The organism is Streptomonospora sediminis, from assembly GCF_054778995.1.
The window spans coordinates 75883-96911 of record NZ_BAAGYZ010000077.1 but is presented as its reverse complement, the minus strand read 5'-3'; the positions used below and the strand labels follow the sequence as shown (position 1 = coordinate 96911).

Below are 21029 nucleotides of genomic sequence, written 5' to 3'. Positions count from 1 at the left end.
TGCGCCCGCTACCGCTCCGCGCCGCTGCCGGGACGGGGCTGCACGGTCTCGGCGGATTCGGCGGTGTCCGCGGTCTCCGCGGAGCCGGTGGCGCCGGACGTGCCGGCTGCACCGGGTGCAGGCGCAGGAGAGCCCTGGCCGGGCCCGGCGTCCGCGGCGGCCTTCGCGAACTTGTTGCGGGTGCGCACAACCCCGAAGTAGTAGCCGATGAAGCCCGCACCGATCGCCGCCTGCAACGCGAAGATGCCCGACTCGATCTCGGTGGAGGGGGGCTCGTAGAACGGGCTGAACCACGGCTCATGACCCGCATCGATCTCGGTGACGGCCGTCTTGGCCTGCGCGTCGGCGCCGCCGAACGGTTCGTCCAGGTGGGCGCCGGCCCCGATGAGCAGGGGCAGTACGGCGATCAGCGCGGCCGCGGCGATCAGCAGCCAGGTGGTTCCGGTCTTGGGCACGGCTCAACCCGCCTTCGGTTCGGTCGCTTCGGTGGAGGCGGCGGCATCGGGGCCGTCCGGGCCGTTCGGCGACTGCGCGGCCGCCGCGGCGGATCCCCGCAGCACGCCCAGCCGGCGCAGCTGCTCGGGGCTCACCCGGGTCAGCAACCGCACGATCACCACGGTGACCAGCCCTTCGATGGCGGCCAGCGGGATCTGGGTCAGCGAGAAGATCCCGGCGAAGGCGGCGAAGGAGCCCGCGAAACCGGACTGGGGATCGGGAAAGGCCAGGGCAAGCTGGAAGCTGGTCATCGTGTAGGTGGCCAGGCTGCCCAGCGCTGCGGCGAAGAACACCGCAAGACCGAGCGACGTGTGCTCGCCGGCCGCGGCGGTGGCCGAACGCACCGCCTTGTAGACCCCGTAGGCCCCCCACGGCCCAACCACCGCCATGGAGAACACGTTGGCGCCGAGTGTGGTCAGCCCGCCGTGCGCCAGCAGCAGCGCCTGGAACAGCAGAGTGACCGTGCCCAGCGCGGCCATGACCGGGGGGCGGAACAGCACCGCGCCCAGCCCGGCGCCGGTGGGGTGGGAGCAGCTGCCGGTGACCGAGGGGATCTTCAGTGCCGACAGCACGAAGCAGAACGCCCCGGCGGCGCCCAGCAGCAGCTTGGCCTCGGGATCGGCGCGCACCGCCCGGGTAAGCGATCGGACACCGTGCGCAACGAACGGCGCCGCAACGGCGGTCCAGGCAGCGGCGTGCTGCCAGGGCAGGAAACCTTCGGCAATATGCATATCGGGGGACCCAACTTCCAACACCTCGTGGACGGTCGTCGCGCCGTGGCCGGTCTCCTGGCTAACGGGTCGTCGCCCTTTGCCGGCCTTCCCAGCGGGCAGCGTCGCTGCTGCCTGCCAGTGGCCTGCGCCGACCGGCCGCCAACGGCGGCGGACGGGGCATCGGACTTCCCGCTCACAGTGGCGAGGGCCGCACCGGTTTCGAACCGGATTTCCCGAGCACCACGGCCCTACGAACGTACGGCGTGCGGTTCGCAATCGCAATGCCGGACATTGGCGCTCGGGGCGGGAAGCATGCCCGAGAGGCCGTGTACGCTGGCCCGACGCCGCCCCTGCGGTGCCCGCGCAGCAAGGGAAGGAGACCCGTTGGCCGACCCCGCCGACAGCGGCGCGCCGGTGGCTGTGACATCGTCGTGCACGGCTTGCGGAGCCTGTCTGCTGACCTGTCCGGAGCACGCGCTGCGGCCCGAGGGCGGGAGCCTGGTGGTGCTGGGCGACAGGTGCACCGGGTGCCTGGAGTGCGTCGAGGTGTGCCCGGCCGACGCCATCGCCATCGCAGCCGAGTAACCCCGGCCCGGCAGTCGGGCCGGACCGGGCCGACCCGCGAAACGTGCGCGGGCCGGCCACTGCGAACCGAACGGAGGAAGAGCGTGGACCGGCAGGTGCACCCCATCGAGGTCGAGTCGTTCGCCATCCTGCGTTCCCGCATCGACCTGGGCCATCTGCCCGCGCTGAGCCGGGCCGTGGCCGAGCGCGTCATCCACGCCAGCGCCGACCTCGACTACGCCGCAGACCTGGTCATCGACGACACCGCGGTCGCGCAGGCCGCGCAGCGGCTCGCCGACGGGGCGCCGATCGTGACCGACGTCGCGATGGTCGCATCCGGCATCACGGCCCGCAGTTGCGTGTGCCACATCTCCGACCCCGGCGCCCAGCGGCTGGCCCGCAGCGCCGGGATCACCCGCTCGGCCGCAGCCGTGCGCACGGCCCACTCCGAAGTGGGGCCCGGAGCCGTATGGGTGGTGGGCTGCGCGCCCACCGCACTCACTGAGATCATCGCCCGCCGCGTCGACCCCGCACTGGTCATCGGCCTGCCGGTCGGGTTTGTGGGTGCCGCCGAGTCAAAGGCCGAACTGCGCGCCAGCGGGCTGCCCCAGGTGAGCAACATCTCCGAAAAGGGCGGGTCGGCCGTTGCCGCGGCGGCGCTGAACGCCCTGCTGTACGGTCCCGCGGCCGATTGACCCGTGCGCGCCGGCGTGCCCCGCCGCACCGCTTCCCCCGCCCCAAGCCCGCCCCCCGCCCGAACGAGAGTCGGACCGCGCCGCCACGGCCGGTCCGAAACACCCGACTCACTGGTTAGGACGCAGATGCAACCCCCTCTGTTGCTGGTCGGACACGGAACCCGCGACGACAAGGGCGTCGCCGACTTCGAGGCGTTCGTCGGCCGACTCGGCCGCCGCCTCGCGGACCGCGAGGTCGCCGGGGGCTTCATCGAACTATCCCCGCCCCCGCTCACCGACGCCGTCAGCGACCTCTACGCAAAGGGCCACCGCCGCATGGTCGCGCTGCCGCTGATGCTGGTGGCCGCCGGGCACGCCAAGGGCGACATCCCCGGCGCGCTGGCCCGCGAGCAGGAGCGCCACGAGGGACTCGGCTACGCCTACGGCCGCCCGCTCGGCCCGCACCCCACGGTGCTGCGGCTGCTCGCCGAACGCCTCGGTGAAGTACTCGGCTCCGGTGGCGCCGACGGCTCCGACAGCGCTGAGACCGCCGGCACACCCGGCAGCGCCGGCGCCGCGGGCATCGGGGACGGCGGCACCGCCGTGCTGCTGGTCGGCCGCGGCTCCACCGACCCCGACGCCAACGCCGAGGTGTGCAAGGTCGCGCGGCTGCTGCAGGAGGGCCACGCAGCACAGTACGGCGTGGACTTCGTCGAGCCCGCCTTCATCTCGCTGGCCTGGCCCAGCGTGCCCGAGGGGTTGGAGCGCATCCGCCGCCTGGGCGCCAAGCGGATCGTCGTGCTGCCCTACTTCCTGTTCTCCGGTGTGCTGCCCGACCGCGTGGTCGACCAGACCGCGGAGTTCGCCGGCGGCCACCCCGACCTGGACATCCGCTGCGCCCCGGTGATCGGCGACTGCGACGGCCTGGCCGACGTCATCGCCGAACGCTACGACGAGGCCCGCGCAGGCGACATCCGGATGAACTGCGACACCTGCGTTTACCGCATCGCGCTGCCGGGCTTCGAGGACAAGGTCGGTGCCGCCCAGACCCCCCACCACCACCCCGACGACCCCGCCCACGGCCACGGCCACGGGCACGGGCACGGCCATGGGCACTGAGGCGCCCGGCCGCCCCGCCGCCGTCGATACAGGTCCCGACCTGCGCCACCACGGCGACACCGAGGCGGCGCCGGGCCTGCTCGACTTCGCGGTGAACGTGCGCGCCGGCGCCCCGCCGCCCTGGCTGGCCGAGCGGATCGCGGAGTCCCTCGCCGGAATCGCGACCTATCCCGATCCGGCACCGGCCCGGGAGGCGGTGGCCCGCCGCCACGGCCGCGACCCCGCCGAGGTGCTGCTGACCGCCGGGGCGGCCGAGGCGTTCGTGCTGCTGGCGCGGGTCCTGCGCCCCCGCCGGGCGGTCGTGGTCCACCCCCAGTTCACCGAACCGGAGGCGGCGCTGCGTGCGGCCGGGCACCCCGTCGAGCGCGTTGTGCTGGAGGCCCCGGACTTCGTGCTGGACCCGGCCGCCGTCCCCGCCGGGGCCGATCTGGTCATGGTGGGAAACCCCACCAACCCCACCTCGGTGCTGCACCCCGCCGCCGTGCTGGAGCGCCTGGCCCGGCCCGGCCGGGTGCTGGTGGTCGACGAGGCCTTTGCCGATTGCGTACCCGGCGAGGCCGAGTCGCTGGCCCACCGCGCGGGTGTGCCCGGGCTCGTGGTGGTGCGCAGCCTCACCAAGACCTGGGGGCTGGCAGGGCTGCGCGCCGGCTACCTGCTGGCCGGCGCCGACACGGTCGCGCAGTTGGCCGAGGCGCAGCCGTTGTGGTCGGTATCGACTCCGGCGCTCGCCGCCACGGCCGCCTGCTGCGAACCGCGGGCGCTGGCCGAAGCCGAGGAGTGGGCGCACCAACTCGCCGACCAGCGCGCCGAGTTCGCGGTCGGCCTGGCCGCCTGCGGGCTGCACGTCACCCCGGCCGCCGCTGCATCGTTCCTGCTCGTAGCGGCCGAAGACGGGGCGCGGCTGCGGCACCGGCTGCGCGGAGAAGGGATCGCGGTCCGGCGCGGCGACACCTTCCCCGGACTGGGGCCGGACTGGCTGCGGGTGGCGGTGCGCGACCGCCCGACCGCTCACCGGTTGACGCGAACTCTGGCAGAGTTGCGGTTGCGGTGAGTCCGCTGTGTGGCAGTGGATGCCTCCGCGGCGCTGCAACGGCTGCTGCGGATGTGTTCGCGCCTGTGTCTGTGCTTGGCCTGTGTCCGTGCTCGTTTTCGTGTTCACTGCTGATGGCCGCCGGCGGGTCGCGCCGCCGGTGCGACCTTGGGGGACGATATGACCGGTGACGACAACCGGCGCCGCGACGGTGCCGACGAAGGGCGCGACCCGGCGCCCGGAGGGCTGCTCGACGACCTGCCGGAGACCGGGCGCGGCTCCGGCGCCGCGCAGCCGCAGGAGCCGGCACCGCGGTCCGAACGGCCGCGCACCAACCCGTTCCACACGCCGGCCGACCGGCGCCGCGGTACCGCCGAGTCGGGAACCGGCGCGCCGGGCACCGGCCAACCCAACGTCATCCCGTTCCGCTACACCGGCTTGGACCGCGCCACCGACCGCGCGGCAGCCGTCCCACAGGCCCGGCACCACCAGCCGCACGAACCCGAGGGGCCGGAGTTGCCCGCCGACCCCGCCCCGCCGCAGCGCGCCGAGGAAGAGCCCGCTCGGCCCGCCGCGGAACCGGCCCGGCCCGCCGAGCCAGAACGGGCCCAAGAACCGGCGCGCCCCGAGCCGCGGCGTTCGAGCGAGCCCAAGCGCGCGCCCGAGCCGCAGCGTGTCCCCGCGCCCCCCGAGCCCGGGCCCGAACGCGAGGGCGCCGCGGGGTCCGCGGACCCGCCCCAGCGCGGCCCCGCACCCCGCGGCCCCCGCGAACCCGAGAGCCCGGCTGCGGCTCCGCCCCCGGCTCCCGCTCCCGCCCCGGCCCGGTCGAAGGCCCGACCCTCCAGACCCCGGCCCATGGCTCCCCAATACCCCCCGCCGCCCCAGGCCCCGCAGACCGATCCTGCGCCACCGTCCCCGGCCCCGGCCGGGCGTCCCTCCGGCCCAGTCCCCGCCGAAGGCCACCGTTCCGCCTCCGCCCCGCAGGCCCCGCCGCCCGCACCGGAGGCGCCCGAGCGCCCGAGCGCAGCATCCGGCCAACCGACCCAGAGCGAAGACGACCCACTTGTGAACGCACACGCAGCAGCCTCCTTCACGGAGCACCCCGACGACCGAGCCGAGCAGGCCACCGCGGGCCGCCGCGACAGCGGGGAGGGCCAAGCCGCTGAGCATGCAGCACCGGCGGCAGCCACTCGGGCCGCCGACCCCGCCCCCGCCCGCGCGACCGCCCCCGGCGAACACGCTTACGGCGAGGTGGAGCGCGAGGCCGTCTACCGAGCCATCCGCGAACGCCGCGACGTGCGCATGGGGTTCCGCACCGACCCGATCCCCGACTCCGTGCTGCGCAACGTGCTCGACGCCGCGCACCGTGCCCCGTCGGTGGGCTACTCCCAGCCGTGGGATTTCATCATCGTCACCGACGAGGACGTGCGCGCCCGCGTGCAGAAACTCGTGCAGACCCAGCGCGAGGCCTACGCCCGGGCACTGCCCGGAGCCCGCGCCCGCGCTTTCTCCGGGCTGAAGGTCGAGGCGGTCCTTGACACACCCGTCAACATCGTCGTGACCGTCGACCCCACCCGCGGCGGCCGCCACACCCTGGGCCGGCACTCCCAGCCGCAGACCGCCTCCTACTCCACCGCACTGGCCGTGGAGAACCTGTGGCTGGCCGCCCGGGCAGAAGGCCTGGGCGTGGGCTGGGTCAGCTTCTTCGAGGAGCGCGAGCTCTCCGCAAGCCTTGATCTGCCTCCGCACCTGGAGGTGGTGGCCTACCTCTGCGTGGGCTACGTCGAGGACTTTCCCCCCGAACCGGAGCTCGCCATGGGCGGCTGGGCGCGCGGTCGCCCGCTGCACTGGGCGGTGCACCGGGACCACTACGGCCGCCGCGGCCTCCCCGGCGAGGCGGCCACCAGCCTGCTGGAGGAGACCATCTCGGCCATCGGCCAACTGAACCAGAGAGCCCTCAACGACGCTGAGGAACGCCAGGCCGCCATGACCAAGCCGCCCGGATCCCTGGGTGTGCTGGAGGAGGTCTCGGTGCGGCTTTCGGGCCTGGCGGGGGAGTGCCCGCCGCCCATCCCCGAACCCGCCGCGGTGGCGATCTTCGCCGGCGACCACGGCGTGCACGCCCAAGGTGTCACCGGATGGCCCCAAGAGGTCACCGCGCAGATGGTGCACAACTTCCTCGACGGCGGCGCCGTGGTCAACGCCTTCGCCGAGCAAGTGGGCGCCGAGGTCACCATCGTCGACGTGGGCGTCGCCGCCGAACTGCCCACCGTTCCGGGCCTGCTGCCGCGCAAGATCGCCCGCGGCACCGCCGACTTCACCCGCGGTCCGGCCATGAGCCGCACCCAGGTCGACTACGCCATCGAGGCCGGCATCGAGGTCGCCCGCGACCTGGTCTCGGCCGGCAACCGCTGCCTGCTCACCGGCGACATGGGCATCGCCAACACCACGCCCTCCGCCGCGCTGGTCTGCGCCTTCACCGGCGCCGACCCCGCAGAGGTCACCGGCAGGGGAACCGGCGCCGACGACGGCACACTGGAACACAAGATCGACGTGGTGCGGCGCGGGCTGGCCGCCAACGAGATCGACCCGGACGACCCCGTCGGCGTGCTCGCGGCCGTGGGCGGTCTGGAACACGCCGCGCTGAGCGGGTTCATCCTCGGCGCCGCCGCCATGCGCGTGCCGGTCCTGCTCGATGGAGTCATCGCCGGCGCAGCGGCGCTGGCGGCGGCGGCGATGGAACCGCTGTGCCTCAACGCCTGCTTCGCCGGGCACCGCTCCACCGAGCCCGGACACGCCGCCGCGCTCGCCCACATCGGGCTGCGCCCGCTGGTCGAACTGGACATGCGGCTGGGCGAGGGGTCCGGTGCGCTGCTGGCGCTGCCGATCCTGCAGGGGTCGGTGCGCGCGCTGCGCAACGTGGCGACCTTCGACGCAGCCGGGATCTCGGAGCAGGGCTGAGCCGAATACGCATATTAGAGTGGGCACACCAACGGGGACGCGCCCGGCAGTGCCGTACCCAAGCGGTGCCGCAACCAAAGCGTGATCCCCGTTTGACACGGTGAACCCCCGGGGGAACGCGCCATGCGCCCGCGACCGGCGCCGCGCTGCGGCGCGGGCGCCGGCGCGTCCCCGATGTGACCAGTGCAAGCACGGCGCGGTCTGGAGGCAACCCCGGTGACCTATCTTCTCGGTTTGCGCATGGACGGGCGCGACGCCCTTGTCGTCGGTGGCGGCCGGGTCGCTCAGCGGCGCATCCCGGTACTGCTGGAGTCCGGCGCCCGGGTCACCCTCGTTTCGCCCGAGGCCACCGCGACCCTGGAGGACCTCGCCGACGCCGGCCGCATCACCTGGCACCGGCGCGCTTTTGCCGAAGGCGACATCGCCCAAGGGCGCCTGGGCCGGTTCTGGTTGGTGCACGCCGCCACCGACTCCACCGCGGCCAACACCGCGGTGGCGGCCGAAGCCGAAGCCGAGCGGGTGTGGTGCGTGCGCGCCGACGACCGCCACGCCTCGGCCGCCTGGACCCCGGCCACCGGCGGCGCGTCCGGTATCAGCGTTGGCGTGGTCGCCAACGGCGATCCCCGCCGCGCGGCCGGGCTGCGCGACGCCGTCGTCGAAGGGCTGGCCGACGGCTCGCTCGACGCCCGGCGCGGGCGCGAGCGCCACCGCGGAGTCGCCTTGGTGGGAGGCGGACCCGGCGACCCCGGCCTGATCACCGTGCGGGGGCGCCAACTGCTCGCCCAGGCCGACGTGGTGGTGGTCGACCGCCTGGCGCCGAACTCGCTGCTGGAGTCGCTGCCCGCCGACGTCGAGATCATCGACGCCGCCAAGATCCCCTACGGCCGGTCGATGACCCAGGACGACATCAACCGCACCCTGGTCGAACACGCCCGGGCGGGCAGGTTCGTCGTCCGGCTCAAAGGCGGCGATCCGTTCCTGTTCGGCCGCGGCGGCGAAGAGGCGGCGGCGTGCGCGGCGGCGGGTGTGCCCGTCACCGTTGTGCCCGGAATCACCAGCGCACTGGCCGCCCCGGCCAGCGCCGGCATCCCCGTTACCCACCGGGGTGTCGCCCAGGATCTGCACGTGGTCTCCGGGCACGTGCCGCCGGGCGACCACCGCTCCACCGTCGATTGGGCCGGATTGGCCCGCGCAGGCGGTACCGTCGTGGCATTGATGGCGGTCGAGCGGATCGAGGCCATCGCCGCGGCGCTGATGGAGCACGGCCGGGCACCCGAAACCCCGGTGGCGCTCGTCCAGGAGGCCACCATGCCCACCCAGCACACTGTCCGGGCCACGCTCGCCGAGGTCGGGGCCACCGTCCGCGAGACCGCGGTGCGCCCGCCGGCGGTGATCGTCATCGGCGAAGTGGTCGACGTTGCCGGGGAACTTGACATACTGCACATGGGGCGCGCTGAGCCGGGGGCCGGCAGCGCCTCCGCCGATACCGCCGTCGGCGATGCATCCGAGGGGAATCGCATCTTGTGACCGCGACGACCGATGAGGAGGGCGGAAACGCTATGTCCCGGCCGTCTGCGATGCCGGAAACCACAGGGGCGCAGAGACCCGAGCGGTCCCAGAGCGAGCCGGCCGCCCCTGGGCGGCGCCAAAGCGCCGGTCCTGCCGCCGACGGGCCCAAGCACGCCAAACATCGGGGCGAAGAGTCCTTCGACATCCGCTTCGAAAGGGTTCTTGAGCACCTGGGCGGTCGCGTCCGCGCCATCGAGTTCGCCGAAGGGCTGCCCGGCGCCACCGCAGGGGTCAGCGCGCGCGCCGACGTCCTGCACCAGCTCGACGACTACGTCCTGCCGCGGGTGCGCCGCCCCCAGACCCCCCTGCTGATCGCCGTGGCCGGCTCCACCGGAGCGGGTAAGTCCACGCTGGTCAACAGCCTGGTGGGCGAGCAGGTCACCACCACCGGCGTGCGCCGGCCCACCACGAACAGCCCGGTGCTGGCCTGCAACCCCGCCGACCTCGACTGGTTCAGCGAGGCGTCGTTCCTGCCGACCCTGCCGCGGGTGCGCCAGCACGGCCTGGCCATGCCCGGCAAGGACGGCATGCTGGTGCTGGCACCCAGCGAGGCCATGCCCGAGGGCGTCGCCCTGCTGGACACCCCCGATGTCGACTCCGCGGTCTCGGCCCACCACGAGTTCGCCGCCAAGTTCCTCGACGCCGCCGACCTGTGGGTCTTCGTCACCACCAGCCGCCGCTACGCCGACGCCCGGGTCTGGGAGTTCCTGCAGGTCGCCCGCGACCGCAACACCTCCCTTGCCGTTGTGCTCTCGCGCGTGCCCCAGCGCGGCCGCAAACAGCTGCTGGCCCACTTCGGCGCGATGCTGGAGGCCAACGGGCTGGGCGGCGCAACCCGCTTCGCCATCCCCGAGACCGACCAGATCTCCGGCGAGCGGTTCACCTCCAACGTGGCCGACCACATCCGCGACTACCTGGCCGAGGTCGCCGGCGACCTCGTGCAGCGCGACCGCGTGTCGCTGCGCACCTTCATCGGGGTCATCGACAGCTTCCGCAGCCGGGTGCCCGACCTCGCCAAACAGGTCGAGGTCCAGGTCGAGGCGCGGCGGGTGCTGGAATCGGCGGTCCAGTCGGCCTACGACCGCGCGGGCGCCGAGATCGACGACGCGCTGCGCGAAGGTTCGCTGATGCGGGGCAACCTGCTGGCGCGCTGGCAGGACATCGCCTCCAGCGGAGCGCTCATGCGGATGATGCGCACCCGGGGCAGGCGCAAGCCGCGCGGCGACTCCGTCGAGGAATCGCGCGTGCAAGGGCTGGAGCACGCGGTGCGCGACAGCCTGGAGTCGCTGGTGCTGGCCTCGTCCGAACGCGCCATCGAAAGGGTCGCCGACCAGTGGGAAGGCGTGCCCGGCGGCGAAACCGTGGTCGAACGGGCCGGCGGTCGCCAGCTGCCCGACTCCTTCGTTGAACGCGTGAAGGCCTCGGTGGCCGGGTGGATGCACAGTGTCGGCGAGATGATCGCCGCCGACGGCGCGACCAAGCGCTCGGTGGCGCGCGTGATCAGCTTCGACAAGCAGGCCTTCACTCTCGTGCTGCTCGTCGAGCTGCTCGGCTACGATGCGGCGGGAGCCGGAGCCGAGCGCAAATCCGGGTCGTCGCCGAACCGCCTGCTCAAAGGCGTGTTCGGGGCGGATTCACTGCGTAACATTAGTACCCGGGCGCGTGCCGACCTGCGGGGGCGGATCGGAACCCTGCTCTCCGAGGAACGCACCCGCTTCACCGACACACTGGCCGCCGTCAACCTGCCCCAAGAGGCCGATGCCGTCCAGCTTTACCAAGCGACGTACAACCTTGAGATTGCGCGATGACGACTCATTGGAACCCCGCTCACGCGGATGAGGAGCCTGAGGCGGCGGGGAACCAGGAATCCGGTGACCCCGGGCGTAATCCGGCCCCGGCCTCCCGGCGCGACCAGCGCAGCGACGACCGGTCGTGGAACGGCTACGTCGTCCCCGACCCCGAGCGCACCGACGCGGGTTGGGCGCCGCCGGCGGGCGACGCCTGGCCGGCGAGCCGGCCCGTGGGGCCGCCGGCCTCCTCCTACCCGGCGCTGCGGCGCGCCGTCGACCAGCAGTCCGGTGGAGCGGCGCCCGAGGGCGGCGCCGACGACGACCCGGCCGAACCCGCCGTCCCCGGCGGACCGGTGGATGCCGCTGAGCCGGCCGCCCCGACTGCGGGCGGCGCCCCTGACACGCCGGTGCCGCAGGCTGAGCCGCAGCCTCCGCAGGCCGCGGCCGACCCCGACCCCGGGGCTGCCGGGGCTGCCGGATTCCAATCCCGCGGCGGCCACCGGACCGGCGCCGACGAAACCGGCGGACCCGGCGGCGCCGCCGATCCGGACGCCCCCGAGCCCCTGCCGAAACGGTCCCCGCGCAAAGACCGGCGCGAGTCCCCGCACCCGGGCGCAGCCGGACCCGCGGAACGCCCGTCGCACGGCCGCCACGCGGCCGCTCGCGGCCAAAGCACCGGCCAGGACGCTGGGGCCGATGGCGGCGATCCCGACGATCCCGACCACCTCGCCGACTGGGTGGGCAGCCTGACCACCGTCAACGAGAGCAACATGATCGCCGGGCGCCGGACCGGTCCGATGCCCATCGTGAAACCGATCACCGATACCGGTGCAGGCCCCGCTGACACCGGCGGGGCCGACGCTGCCGGCGGCGAGGCGGAACCCGAGGCCGGTACCGCTCCCGCCCGGCCCGGCCAGCGGTCCGCCGGGCCCATCGCCGGTGCGCGGTACTGGGCCGACGACGACCCCGGCGACCTCCCCGGCGGCGACCAGGGCGAGTACACCGCGGACGGCGAATACGTGCCCACCTCGGGCGGCGAGCAGTGGGAACCGATGCCCGAGGTCACCCGCGAGCAGCTCATCGAGCGTCTGGACGCGGTGTCGGCGCTCGTGGGTATCGGCGCCGACGACTTCGATGCCGACCTCATCGAGCGCGCCCAGTACATGCTCGACCACGCCGGAGCCCGGCTGCGGCTGTCCGGCGAGCACACCGTTGTCGCGCTGGCCGGAGGTACCGGCAGCGGCAAGTCGTCGCTGTTCAACGCGCTGTGCGGGCTGGACTTCTCCCGGGTCGGCATCACCCGGCCCACCACCTCCGACGCCCACGCCTGCGTGTGGGGCAATGAGGGCGCCGAGGGCCTGCTGGGCTGGATCGGTGTGCCCCGGCGCAACCGGCACTCGCGCACCAGCGAACTCGACAAGAGCAACTCCGAGCTGTCCGGGCTGATCCTGCTGGACCTGCCCGACCACGACTCCGTGCGCTCCGAGCACACCGCCGAGGCCGACCGGCTGATCGGCTCCTGCGACCTGCTGGTGTGGGTGCTGGACCCGCAGAAGTACGCCGACGCCGCCGTCCACCACCGCTACCTCGCCGAGATGGCCGGATACGGGGCGGTCACCGTGGCCGTGCTCAACCAGGTCGACCGGGTCGCGCCCGACGAACTCGAGGAGTTGCTGACCGACCTGCGGCGGTTGCTGGAGACCGAGTCCGGGGCGCAGCCGCGGGTGCTGACCACCTCGACTCTCACCGGGCAGGGCATCGGCGGACTCCGGAGCCTGCTGGCCGAGACCGTGTCGCAGCGGCGGGCGCTGATCGACAGGCTGGTCGCCGACCTCGACCGCGTCGTCGTCGGTTTCGAGCGCTACCACGGCGACCCCGGCCAGGTCCGCACCGGTGTGCCCGACCGCGCGCGTAGTGCGCTGGTCGCCGATCTGGTCGAGGCCGGCGGGGTGGCGGCCATCGCCGACACCGCCGAAACCGCCTATGAGCAGCGCGGCGAGCGCCGGGTGGGCTGGCCGCCCCTCCGCTGGGCGGCCAAACTGCGCCCGGATCCGCTGAGCAAGGTCGGCGACGGCTTCGCCGATGCCGGCGGGCGGCCCGCGCCCATCGAGGCCTATGGCGCGGGCATCGACAAGGCCGCCGTCGATGTGGCCGACCAGGTCGCCGGCTCGCTGCCGGCCCCCTGGCCGCGCCGGGTGCGGGCGGCTGCGCGCAGCGGGCTCGACCTGCTGCCCGGCGAGCTGAGCGAGGCCGTCGCGGCCTCGGTGCCCGACCCTGATGACACCCCGGGCTGGTGGCGGGGGGTGCAGGCGGTGCAGTACCTGCTGGTGGTCTTGGCGGGTGCGGGCGTCGTCTGGTTCGCGGGGGTCCTGGCGAGCTGGCTGGCGGGCGGATTCACCGGCATGGCGGTGCTGGACGACCCCGTGTTCCTCGGCGTCGCCGCCGCGGTTGCGGTGGCCACGCCCGTGACCGGCTGGCTGGTCGGAACCGGATGCGCGAACCTGATCGGAGTGGCGGCCGGGCAACGGCGCGAACAGGTCCAGCAGCGCAGCTCCCAGCGGGCGCGCGAACTCGCCGAACAGCGCATCCTCGCACCGGTCGAGCAGGAACTGGCGCGCTACGCCGAGTCCTGCAGCGCCCTGGCGAGAGCACAGGGCAAGAAGGCCGACTAAGCCCAATGCAGTTCGGCCGCGGCGGGCGGCGGCCGGTGATCATGCTGAAATGCCGTGATCCGGCGCCGGATCACGGCATTTCAGCATGATCGTTGCCGTGCACGACAGGAAACGGGCATAAGGGGCCACGTGGGCGCCCACCCGGGCCGATCGCCGGTCTCGGTGCTGCTTGTCTGTGCAGACCAACCCGCCGCCCGGCCGGTGGCAAGGCCGCACAGCGGACCTGAGCCGCCCACCCGCCACCCGCCACCCGCCACGTGGGCCCCGTGTTGTCGCCGGTAGAGCCGGTCCGACCGAAACCCGGTGATCGTGCCATGCACAAATCCGGCCGGTAAAGCCGCCGCAATCGCATGGGACGTACACCACAGGCGCTGAATCTGCCGGTTCCGCTGAGGTTTACACAACCAGCGATTAAAATATCACTGACTGTGATTCAAGATGGGGTCTCAGCGACCGGCCTCCGGTGCGCAAGGGCACGCTCACCGGCGGCCCGCGGCGCCCGACTCCGCGGTGGCGAGCTGGACGACCTGAGTTTGAGCGGGGGAGATCCACGTGGCGGTGGCCGAGCGGAGCGCGGTGGGTCGAATGTGGGCGTGGCGGCGGCGACATACCCCCACCCCTTGGCCACTCCGCACCCAGCCGACCGGCCTGGTCGTGCTGATCGGCGCCGTCGTCGGCGGCGCGCTGCTGCTGGCGGCGTCAGCGGCGGCGTTCACGCCGTTCCGCGCGAACGAGCTGGCCACCTTCGCCGCGCTGGCGGGCTGTGCAGGACTCTGCGTCGAGGCGATGCGGCGGCTGGGCAAGCCCTCAGGGCTCACCCGCGACCTGCTGGGCGCCTGGTGGCTACCCACGGTGCTGATGCTGCCGCCGCTGTACTCGCTGCTCATCCCCATCCCGGTGTATCTGCTGCTGCAGTACCGCATCCGCCGTGCAGTGGTGCACCGGCGAGTGTTCAACGCAGCCTCGGTGGCCGTTTCCGGGTTCGCGGCCTCGGTGCTGTTCCACTCCTCGGTGGCCGGCGGCTGGGTCGCCGGGCTGGCGCTGCCGCTGTCGGCGACCAAGGACGCGATCTCCTCGGTCCATGGCGCGCTGCTGGCGCTGGCCTGCTGCGCCGCCTTCACCGTGCTGAACAACCTCGCCGTGGCCGTGGCGATGAGCCTCAGCGCCTCGGGAGCGCAGTGGCGCAAGATGCTGTGCGACCGCGAAGCCCTGATCGTCGACGGCGTCGAACTGTGCGCGGGGATCACCGCCGCCATCGTCACCGGGCTGTCGCCGCTGCTGCTGGCGGTGGTGCTGCCGCCGGTGCTGCTGCTCCAGCGCAGCCTGCTGTTCCAGCAGCTGCAGACCGCCGCGCGCACCGATCCCAAGACCGGCCTGCTCAATGCGAGCACCTGGGAGTCCGAGGCCGGCACCGAACTCGCGCGGGCGCGGCGGGTGGGGCAGTCGGCGGCGGTGCTCATCGTCGACATAGACCACTTCAAGTCCGTCAACGACTCCTATGGCCACCTCTTCGGCGACCATGTGCTGCTGGGGGTCGCCAACACCATCACCGGGCAACTGCGCTCCAGCGACCTGGTCGGCAGGTTCGGCGGCGAGGAGTTCGTGGTGCTGCTGCCGGGAGCCGACATGGCCGAGGCCTGCCGCGTCGCCGAACGGCTGCGGGTGCGGGTGGGTGGCATGGAGCTCCAAGCCGATGGCCAGGAGGTCGCCATCACCGTGTCCTTGGGGCTGGCCGTGTTGCAGGTGCACGGCGACGAACTGGTCGGGCTGCTCGCCGCCGCGGATCTGGCCCTGTACCGCGCCAAGGGCGCCGGGCGCGACCGGGTGTGCCTGCCGGTGGTGGCGCGCACGGCCATCCCGGCACAGCTCGACTGCGACTTCGGCGGAATCTGCGACGGCGAGGTCCCTGCGCAGGCGCCCTCCCAGGTGCCGTCGCCGTCCGGTGCCGCAGCCGCCGACGGCAGCGAGCACGGCTGAGCCCGATAAGCCCGCAGCGGTCGGCGCGCCGACCGTATGCAACCGGCACCGGCGGCGGCATCCGCAGCCCCGCCGCCGGTGCCGGAATCGGTTCCTGAGCCTGCGCCCGCGCCAGTGCCTGCGGCGGGCTGCCACCGGGTCTTAGGTCGCTGCTCCCGGGCCCTCGTGTGCGCCGCGTGCCTGCCCGGCCGGTTGTCCACAGCCCGCGAATCGGCGTTGAGCCGGGTATTGGCAACCGGCGACCGTGGGTGCATGGAACAGAACCATGAGTCACCACAGGTTACCGCCCGGCTCACCCTCAGCGGCCCGCAGGACATCCTTGCCGCGGCCCCCTACGTCGTCGGCTACCACCCGCGCGACGCCATGCTGGTGCTCGGCCTGCGCGGCGAGCCGCCGCGGCTGCACACCACCTTCTGCTGCGACCTCCCCGATCTCGCCGATCCCGGCGCCGACGAAGCCGCCGACCGCATCGCCGCTGCGCTGCACGGCGAAGGCTGCAGCACCGCGCTTGCCGTGGGCTACGGCCCCGCGGCCGAGGTCACCCGGCACATCGATGCCCTGCGGCGCGGTTGCGAGCGTGCCGGGGTCGCGCTGCGCGAGGCGCTGCGGGCGGCCCAAGGGCGCTACTGGTCCTACCTGTGCGACACCCCCGCATGCTGCCCGCCCGAAGGCACGCCGTACGACTCCGCGGCCTCGGCGGTGGCGGCCACCGCGGTCGCCAACGGCCTCACTGCCTGGCCCAGCCGCCAGAGCATCCGCCACCACCTCGCCCCCGTCGAGGACCACCGGCGCACCGCGATGCGCGCGGCCACCCGCGCGGCCGAGGAACGCGGCCGGCGGCTGCGCGATACCGCCGCCGATGGGCGCGACACCTTCGGGCCCCGGTTCCGGGCCGAAGGCGCCCGCGCGGTGCGCGCCGCGGCGGCCGATGCCGAACGCGGCGAACTCCCCGCCGACCCCGGCCATATCGCCTGGCTGGGAGTCCTGCTGGGCTGCGTGCGGGTGCGCGACGAAGCCTGGGCACTCATCGACCCCGCCAGCGCTGCGGTCCATCAGCGGCTGTGGCGGCGGGTGCTGCGCTACGCCGAACCCGCCTACCGCCCCGCGCCGGGGTCGCTGCTCGCAGTCGCGGCCTGGACCCGGTGCGATACCGCGCTGGCCGACGCCGCACTGGAGCGCGTGCGCGAGTCCGACCCCGACTACTCCATGGCCGCGCTGATCCAGCGCGCCCTGCGCGCGGGGCTGCCGTGGAAAGGCTTCGCTCCCGAGGCTCTGCAGGCCGCCTGGCCGCTTGAGGAACCATGATCCCGGCCTTCCCCGGGTGGCCGCTGCACCGGCGGTCAGACCCTAGGCTGGAGACATGCCGGAGTTCATTTACAGCTTGCGAAACGTGCGCAAAGCGCACGGCGACAAAGTCGTCCTCGACGACGTCTCAGGGCAGTTCCTCTACGGAGCAAAGCTCGGTGTGGTCGGGCCCAACGGTGCAGGTAAGTCCACGCTGCTGAAGCTCATGGCCGGCGTCGAGCCGGCCTCGAACGGCGAGGCCCGCCTCATGCCCGGCTACAGCGTCGGCCTACTCGCTCAGGAGCCGCAACTCGACCCCGATAAAAACGTCCTCCAGAACGTCGAGGACGGCGTAGCCGAAACCAAGGCGATGCTCGCGCAGTTCAACGAGATCGCCGAGAAAATGGCCACCGACTACTCCGACGACCTCCTCGCCGAGATGGGGAGGCTCCAGGAGCAGCTGGACCACCGCAACGCCTGGGACCTCGACAGCCAGCTCGCCCAGGCAATGGACGCGCTGCGCTGCCCCGCCCCCGACGCCGACGTCAACACGCTCTCCGGTGGCGAGAAACGCCGCGTGGCGCTGTGCCGGCTCCTGCTGGAACAGCCCGACCTCCTGCTCCTCGACGAGCCCACCAACCACCTGGACGCCGAAAGCGTGCAGTGGCTGGAGTCGCACCTCGAGAATTACGCCGGCACCATCGTCGCCATCACTCACGACCGCTACTTCCTCGACAACGTCGCCACGTGGATCCTGGAGCTCGACCGGGGCAAGCTCTACCCCTACGAGGGCAACTACACCACCTACCTCGACACCAAGGCCGCCCGGTTGAAGGTCGAGGGGCAGAAGGACATCAAGCGGCAGAAGCGGCTCTCCGACGAACTGGAGTGGGTGCGCTCCAATGCCAAGGCCCGCCAGACCAAGAGCCGCGCCCGCCTGCAGCGCTACGAGGAGATGGCCGCCGAGGCCGCCAAGACCCGCAAACTGGACTTCGAGGAGATCCAGATTCCCCCGGGCCCGCGACTGGGAACCAGCGTGGTCGAGGTCAAGAACCTCAACAAGGGATTCGGCGACCGCCTGCTGATCGAGAACCTCAGCTTTTCCCTGCCGCCCAACGGCATCGTCGGTGTCATCGGCCCCAACGGTGTGGGCAAGACAACCCTGTTCAAGATGATCGTCGGCGAGGAACAGCCCGATTCCGGGAGCATCTCCATCGGCGACACCGTGCAGATCTCCTATGTCGACCAGACCCGCGGCCGTATCGCCGGCAACAAGAACGTCTGGGAGGCCATCTCCGACGGCGAGAGCTTCATCCGGGTCGGCAACGTCGAGATCCCCAGCCGCGCCTACGTGGCCGCGTTCGGGTTTAAGGGGTCCGACCAGCAGAAACAGGCCGGGGTGCTCTCCGGCGGCGAGCGCAACCGCGTCAACCTCGCGCTGACCCTCAAGCAGGGCGGCAACCTGCTGCTGCTGGACGAACCCACTAACGACCTCGACGTCGACACCCTGGGCTCGCTGGAGAACGCGCTGCTCGACTTCCCCGGCTGCGCCGTGATCACCAGCCACGACCGCTGGTTCCTGGACCGCGTCGCCACCCACATCCTCGCTTGGGAGGGCGGCTCGGACTGGTTCTGGTTCGAAGGCAACTTCGAGTCCTACGAGAAGAACAAGCTTGAGCGGCTGGGCGCCGACGCCGCTCGGCCGCACGCGGTGACACACCGCAAGCTCACCCGCTGACCGTTCTCGGGAATCCGGCATCCGGTCTTTTTCGGGTGCGGCGCGCACTGCGGCGCCGCACCCGAAAAAGCCGCACCCGCCCCGGTTCCACACGCCGCCCGGCCCCGCCGGGTCCGCGACCGGACTCGCGTCCGGGGACGCCACCGCATAAGCTGACGACCGATTATGACTTCCCCGCGCGAAGAACCCCAGACGTTCTATGACGCCGTCGGCGGCGAACCGACTTTCACCCGCCTCGTCCGCCGCTTCTACGAGGGCGTCGCCGACGACCCTGTACTGCGGCCGCTCTACCCCGAAGAAGACCTCGGGCCCGCCGAGGAGCGGCTGCGCCTGTTCCTCATGCAGTACTGGGGCGGCCCCCGCACCTACAGCGAACAGCGCGGCCACCCGCGGCTGCGCATGCGCCACGGCCCCTTCCGCGTGGGCTCGCGCGAACGCGACGCCTGGCTGTCCCACATGCGCACCGCAGTGGACGAACTCGACCTCCCCCAGGCCCTCGACCACCAGCTGTGGGAGTACCTTGTCTACGCTGCCCACAGCATGGTCAACACCCCTGACGACCCTGCCGAGACCGATACCGGCCTGCCCGTCCGATGAGCCGGTAGCAGCCGGGGCAGCCGGGGCGTGTGCGGTCGGCCGTCCGGACCGGGTGGGCGGGACGGGCGCCGCGGTAGGCATCGGCGATCCGGTGCCCCCAGGGGCAGCACGAGCAACCGGGGCCATCGGGCGGTGTCAATGCGGCCCGGAGCCTCCGGGCGTAGGGGCGGACCCGCGCGGCGGATCGTCGGCACCGTCTTTTACGCGGAAGCGGCGGAAGCGACGCGTTGGCGTCCTTCGGATTACCGCAGTACCCGCAGATCTCCTCCTTCTGGTTGGGCCGAGTGCACAGTCGGCAGTCCCACTGCCCGTTGCTGTGCGTGGGGCCGGTGGCAGGTGATTCATCTGTTTCGGCTGGTCTATCCGTGTGTCCCATTCCTACTCCTGATCGTGTGCGCCCACTGAGACCGCGCGAGCGGGGGGCGTATCCGCGCTGCGCTTTCTCCCTCCTCACGGCTTGTAGACGAGCCGCCCTGAGCGCGCGGATTGCACGGCGCGCAGGGCCCACTCCTCAGCGATGCCTTCTTCCACGAGCCAGGCCAACACCGCATCGGCGCCGACCCGTTCGAGGCGGTTTCCGGGATCATTGAGGCTCACGGCGCTGAAGCCCACAGCGGGCGCGCGCGTCCGGTCATAGAAGACCTGGGCTGCGCTGAGCAGATCCACCCGAGTATGCGCACCTTGTCCGGAAAGTCGGCAGAGAATCATGTCCGTCTCCTTTGCTGAAGAGAACCTAAGTGTGTCTGCCACATGCCATGACCTGCGAGGGATTCCACATGTTCAGGGAATCTGCGGGGTGATTGTGGAATCTTGGAGAACCGGTGGCACAGCGTGTCGGCGGCACGCATGATGGGAGCATGAATGAGAAGGCCGACCCAGTCTGGGCTCAGTGGGGCGCTGAACTTCTCCGCCTGCGTGCGTTAGCTGGAAAGACGCAGTCCGAACTCGGGCATGCGGCACTCATGAGTCGCCAGCAGGTCAGTGCGCTGGAGAAAGCCACACGTATTCCAAAATCCGATCACGCCGACAAATTGGACAGCGTTCTTGCCACAGGTGGAGTCCTGCGCCGCCTGTGGGCGGAGCTGAGCGACACGAGGGATGTACCGGCCTTCTTCCGGGATGCGCTGAAGGTGGAACGGCGGGCCACGGAGATCCGGGAATACCAGTCAGTCGTGATTCCAGGGCTGCTGCAGACTTCCGACTACGCCAGAGCGGTGATCGATACGCGTCACACACGGCGTACTCGGGAACAGGTCGATCAGGTGACCAATGCGCGTACCGAGCGGCTGGCTGCGATTGTCGAGCAGCGCCCGTTGCTGTGGTTCGTCATGGGAGCCTGGCTCCTTTCCCGGCCGGTTGGGACTGCCAGGATCATGCGAAGACAGCTCCAGCACATCATCAAGCTCGCCGAAGAGGGCACCATCCAGCTCCAGATCCTCCCGAGTGCGTGCGTCCGATCCGGGCTCTATGCTCCGTTCCGGCTTAGTGTCCTCAGCGAGACGCGAACGGTGGCCTACGTTGAACACGCTTTGGGCGGAGAGACGTACGACCGGCCGGAGGACATCGGAGAACTGGTGACCGTATTCGGGTCCCTCCAGGCGGACGCTCTGCCGCCCGATGACTCGGTCAAGATGCTGGAGAATGCGATGGGAGCCCTCAGTGAGTGACTGGCACAGGAGCAGTTACAGCGACAGCACCGGTGGCAACTGCGTGGAGGTGGCCGAAGGCCCGCAGACCCTTGTCCGAGACTCCCGGAACAATGATCTCGGCTACCTGGCCTTCTATCCGACGGAGTGGACCGCGTTCCTCCGCAGCGTCAAGGACGGCGAGGTGGAGCAGTTGTAGA

Annotated in this window: 17 protein-coding genes and 1 riboswitch; of the genes, 14 read left to right on the top strand and 3 right to left on the bottom strand. The window is 72.1% G+C overall.

Annotated features, from left to right (window positions below):
* Positions 1-8: 8 nt before the first annotated feature.
* On the bottom strand, positions 9-455 hold the full coding sequence (locus ACYVD5_RS15950) for an energy-coupling factor ABC transporter substrate-binding protein (RefSeq protein ID WP_461001827.1): 447 nt from the start codon (positions 453-455) through the stop codon (positions 9-11).
* 3 nt (positions 456-458) lie between these two features.
* Positions 459-1226: an energy-coupling factor ABC transporter permease gene (locus ACYVD5_RS15945; RefSeq protein WP_461001826.1), complete on the bottom strand. Its 768-nt coding sequence runs from the start codon at positions 1224-1226 to the stop codon at positions 459-461.
* 30 nt (positions 1227-1256) lie between these two features.
* Positions 1257-1468, bottom strand: a riboswitch (cobalamin riboswitch).
* 124 nt (positions 1469-1592) lie between these two features.
* On the opposite strand from ACYVD5_RS15945, the gene ACYVD5_RS15940 reads away from it, so the two are divergent.
* From ACYVD5_RS15940 to ACYVD5_RS15885, 12 genes are all read left to right on the top strand, one after another.
* The gene (locus tag ACYVD5_RS15940) at positions 1593-1793 is read left to right on the top strand and encodes a DUF362 domain-containing protein (protein ID WP_461001825.1); all 201 of its coding nucleotides are present in this window, start codon (positions 1593-1595) and stop codon (positions 1791-1793) included.
* A gap of 83 nt (positions 1794-1876) precedes the next feature.
* On the top strand, positions 1877-2467 hold the full coding sequence (locus tag ACYVD5_RS15935; RefSeq protein ID WP_461001824.1) for a precorrin-8X methylmutase: 591 nt from the start codon (positions 1877-1879) through the stop codon (positions 2465-2467).
* Positions 2468-2593: 126 nt separating this feature from the next.
* Positions 2594-3565 (top strand): sirohydrochlorin chelatase, encoded by a 972-nt coding sequence (locus ACYVD5_RS15930; RefSeq protein ID WP_461001823.1) that lies wholly within the window; start codon positions 2594-2596, stop codon positions 3563-3565.
* Positions 3555-4616, top strand: a complete 1062-nt coding sequence (gene cobC / locus ACYVD5_RS15925; protein ID WP_461001842.1) for an Rv2231c family pyridoxal phosphate-dependent protein CobC — start codon at positions 3555-3557, stop codon at positions 4614-4616. The genes ACYVD5_RS15930 and cobC overlap by 11 nt, the downstream gene beginning before the upstream one ends.
* A gap of 159 nt (positions 4617-4775) precedes the next feature.
* Positions 4776-7556, top strand: coding sequence for a nicotinate-nucleotide--dimethylbenzimidazole phosphoribosyltransferase (gene cobT / locus ACYVD5_RS15920; RefSeq protein WP_461001822.1), 2781 nt, complete (start codon positions 4776-4778; stop codon positions 7554-7556).
* Between the two features lie 216 nt (positions 7557-7772).
* The gene (gene cobA / locus ACYVD5_RS15915; RefSeq protein ID WP_461001821.1) at positions 7773-9083 is read left to right on the top strand and encodes a uroporphyrinogen-III C-methyltransferase; all 1311 of its coding nucleotides are present in this window, start codon (positions 7773-7775) and stop codon (positions 9081-9083) included.
* A 32-nt stretch (positions 9084-9115) separates the two neighbouring features.
* Positions 9116-10933, top strand: coding sequence for a GTPase (locus ACYVD5_RS15910; protein WP_461001820.1), 1818 nt, complete (start codon positions 9116-9118; stop codon positions 10931-10933).
* Positions 10930-13587 (top strand): GTPase, encoded by a 2658-nt coding sequence (locus ACYVD5_RS15905; RefSeq protein ID WP_461001819.1) that lies wholly within the window; start codon positions 10930-10932, stop codon positions 13585-13587. Before ACYVD5_RS15910 ends, ACYVD5_RS15905 begins: the two co-directional genes overlap by 4 nt.
* Before the next feature lie 585 nt (positions 13588-14172).
* Entirely contained in the window at positions 14173-15564 is a 1392-nt protein-coding gene (locus ACYVD5_RS15900; protein ID WP_461001841.1) for a sensor domain-containing diguanylate cyclase, read from the top strand.
* 252 nt (positions 15565-15816) lie between these two features.
* Positions 15817-16869, top strand: coding sequence for a DUF4192 domain-containing protein (locus ACYVD5_RS15895; protein WP_461001818.1), 1053 nt, complete (start codon positions 15817-15819; stop codon positions 16867-16869).
* A 55-nt stretch (positions 16870-16924) separates the two neighbouring features.
* Positions 16925-18586, top strand: a complete 1662-nt coding sequence (ettA, locus tag ACYVD5_RS15890) for an energy-dependent translational throttle protein EttA (protein WP_461001817.1) — start codon at positions 16925-16927, stop codon at positions 18584-18586.
* 165 nt (positions 18587-18751) lie between these two features.
* Entirely contained in the window at positions 18752-19183 is a 432-nt protein-coding gene (locus tag ACYVD5_RS15885; RefSeq protein WP_461001816.1) for a globin, read from the top strand.
* A 450-nt stretch (positions 19184-19633) separates the two neighbouring features.
* Here the strand turns inward: ACYVD5_RS15885 and ACYVD5_RS15880 are convergent, their stop codons facing one another.
* Positions 19634-19849: a hypothetical protein gene (locus tag ACYVD5_RS15880; RefSeq protein WP_461001815.1), complete on the bottom strand. Its 216-nt coding sequence runs from the start codon at positions 19847-19849 to the stop codon at positions 19634-19636.
* A gap of 191 nt (positions 19850-20040) precedes the next feature.
* On the opposite strand from ACYVD5_RS15880, the gene ACYVD5_RS15875 reads away from it, so the two are divergent.
* Positions 20041-20850, top strand: a complete 810-nt coding sequence (locus ACYVD5_RS15875) for a helix-turn-helix domain-containing protein (protein ID WP_461001814.1) — start codon at positions 20041-20043, stop codon at positions 20848-20850.
* Complete coding sequence (locus ACYVD5_RS15870; RefSeq protein WP_461001813.1) at positions 20843-21028, top strand: DUF397 domain-containing protein; 186 nt, start codon at positions 20843-20845, stop codon at positions 21026-21028. Before ACYVD5_RS15875 ends, ACYVD5_RS15870 begins: the two co-directional genes overlap by 8 nt.
* Position 21029 lies beyond the last annotated feature (1 nt).

Coding starts and splice junctions, on each gene's coding strand:
- ACYVD5_RS15945 (WP_461001826.1), bottom strand. CDS start 1,226: ATGCATATTGCCGAAGGTTTCCTGCCCTGGCAGCACGCCGCTGCCTGG.
- ACYVD5_RS15930 (WP_461001823.1), top strand. CDS start 2,594: ATGCAACCCCCTCTGTTGCTGGTCGGACACGGAACCCGCGACGACAAG.
- cobC (WP_461001842.1), top strand. CDS start 3,555: ATGGGCACTGAGGCGCCCGGCCGCCCCGCCGCCGTCGATACAGGTCCC.
- cobT (WP_461001822.1), top strand. CDS start 4,776: ATGACCGGTGACGACAACCGGCGCCGCGACGGTGCCGACGAAGGGCGC.
- ACYVD5_RS15910 (WP_461001820.1), top strand. CDS start 9,116: ATGTCCCGGCCGTCTGCGATGCCGGAAACCACAGGGGCGCAGAGACCC.
- ACYVD5_RS15905 (WP_461001819.1), top strand. CDS start 10,930: ATGACGACTCATTGGAACCCCGCTCACGCGGATGAGGAGCCTGAGGCG.
- ACYVD5_RS15900 (WP_461001841.1), top strand. CDS start 14,173: ATGTGGGCGTGGCGGCGGCGACATACCCCCACCCCTTGGCCACTCCGC.
- ACYVD5_RS15895 (WP_461001818.1), top strand. CDS start 15,817: ATGGAACAGAACCATGAGTCACCACAGGTTACCGCCCGGCTCACCCTC.
- ettA (WP_461001817.1), top strand. CDS start 16,925: ATGCCGGAGTTCATTTACAGCTTGCGAAACGTGCGCAAAGCGCACGGC.
- ACYVD5_RS15885 (WP_461001816.1), top strand. CDS start 18,752: ATGACTTCCCCGCGCGAAGAACCCCAGACGTTCTATGACGCCGTCGGC.
- ACYVD5_RS15875 (WP_461001814.1), top strand. CDS start 20,041: ATGAATGAGAAGGCCGACCCAGTCTGGGCTCAGTGGGGCGCTGAACTT.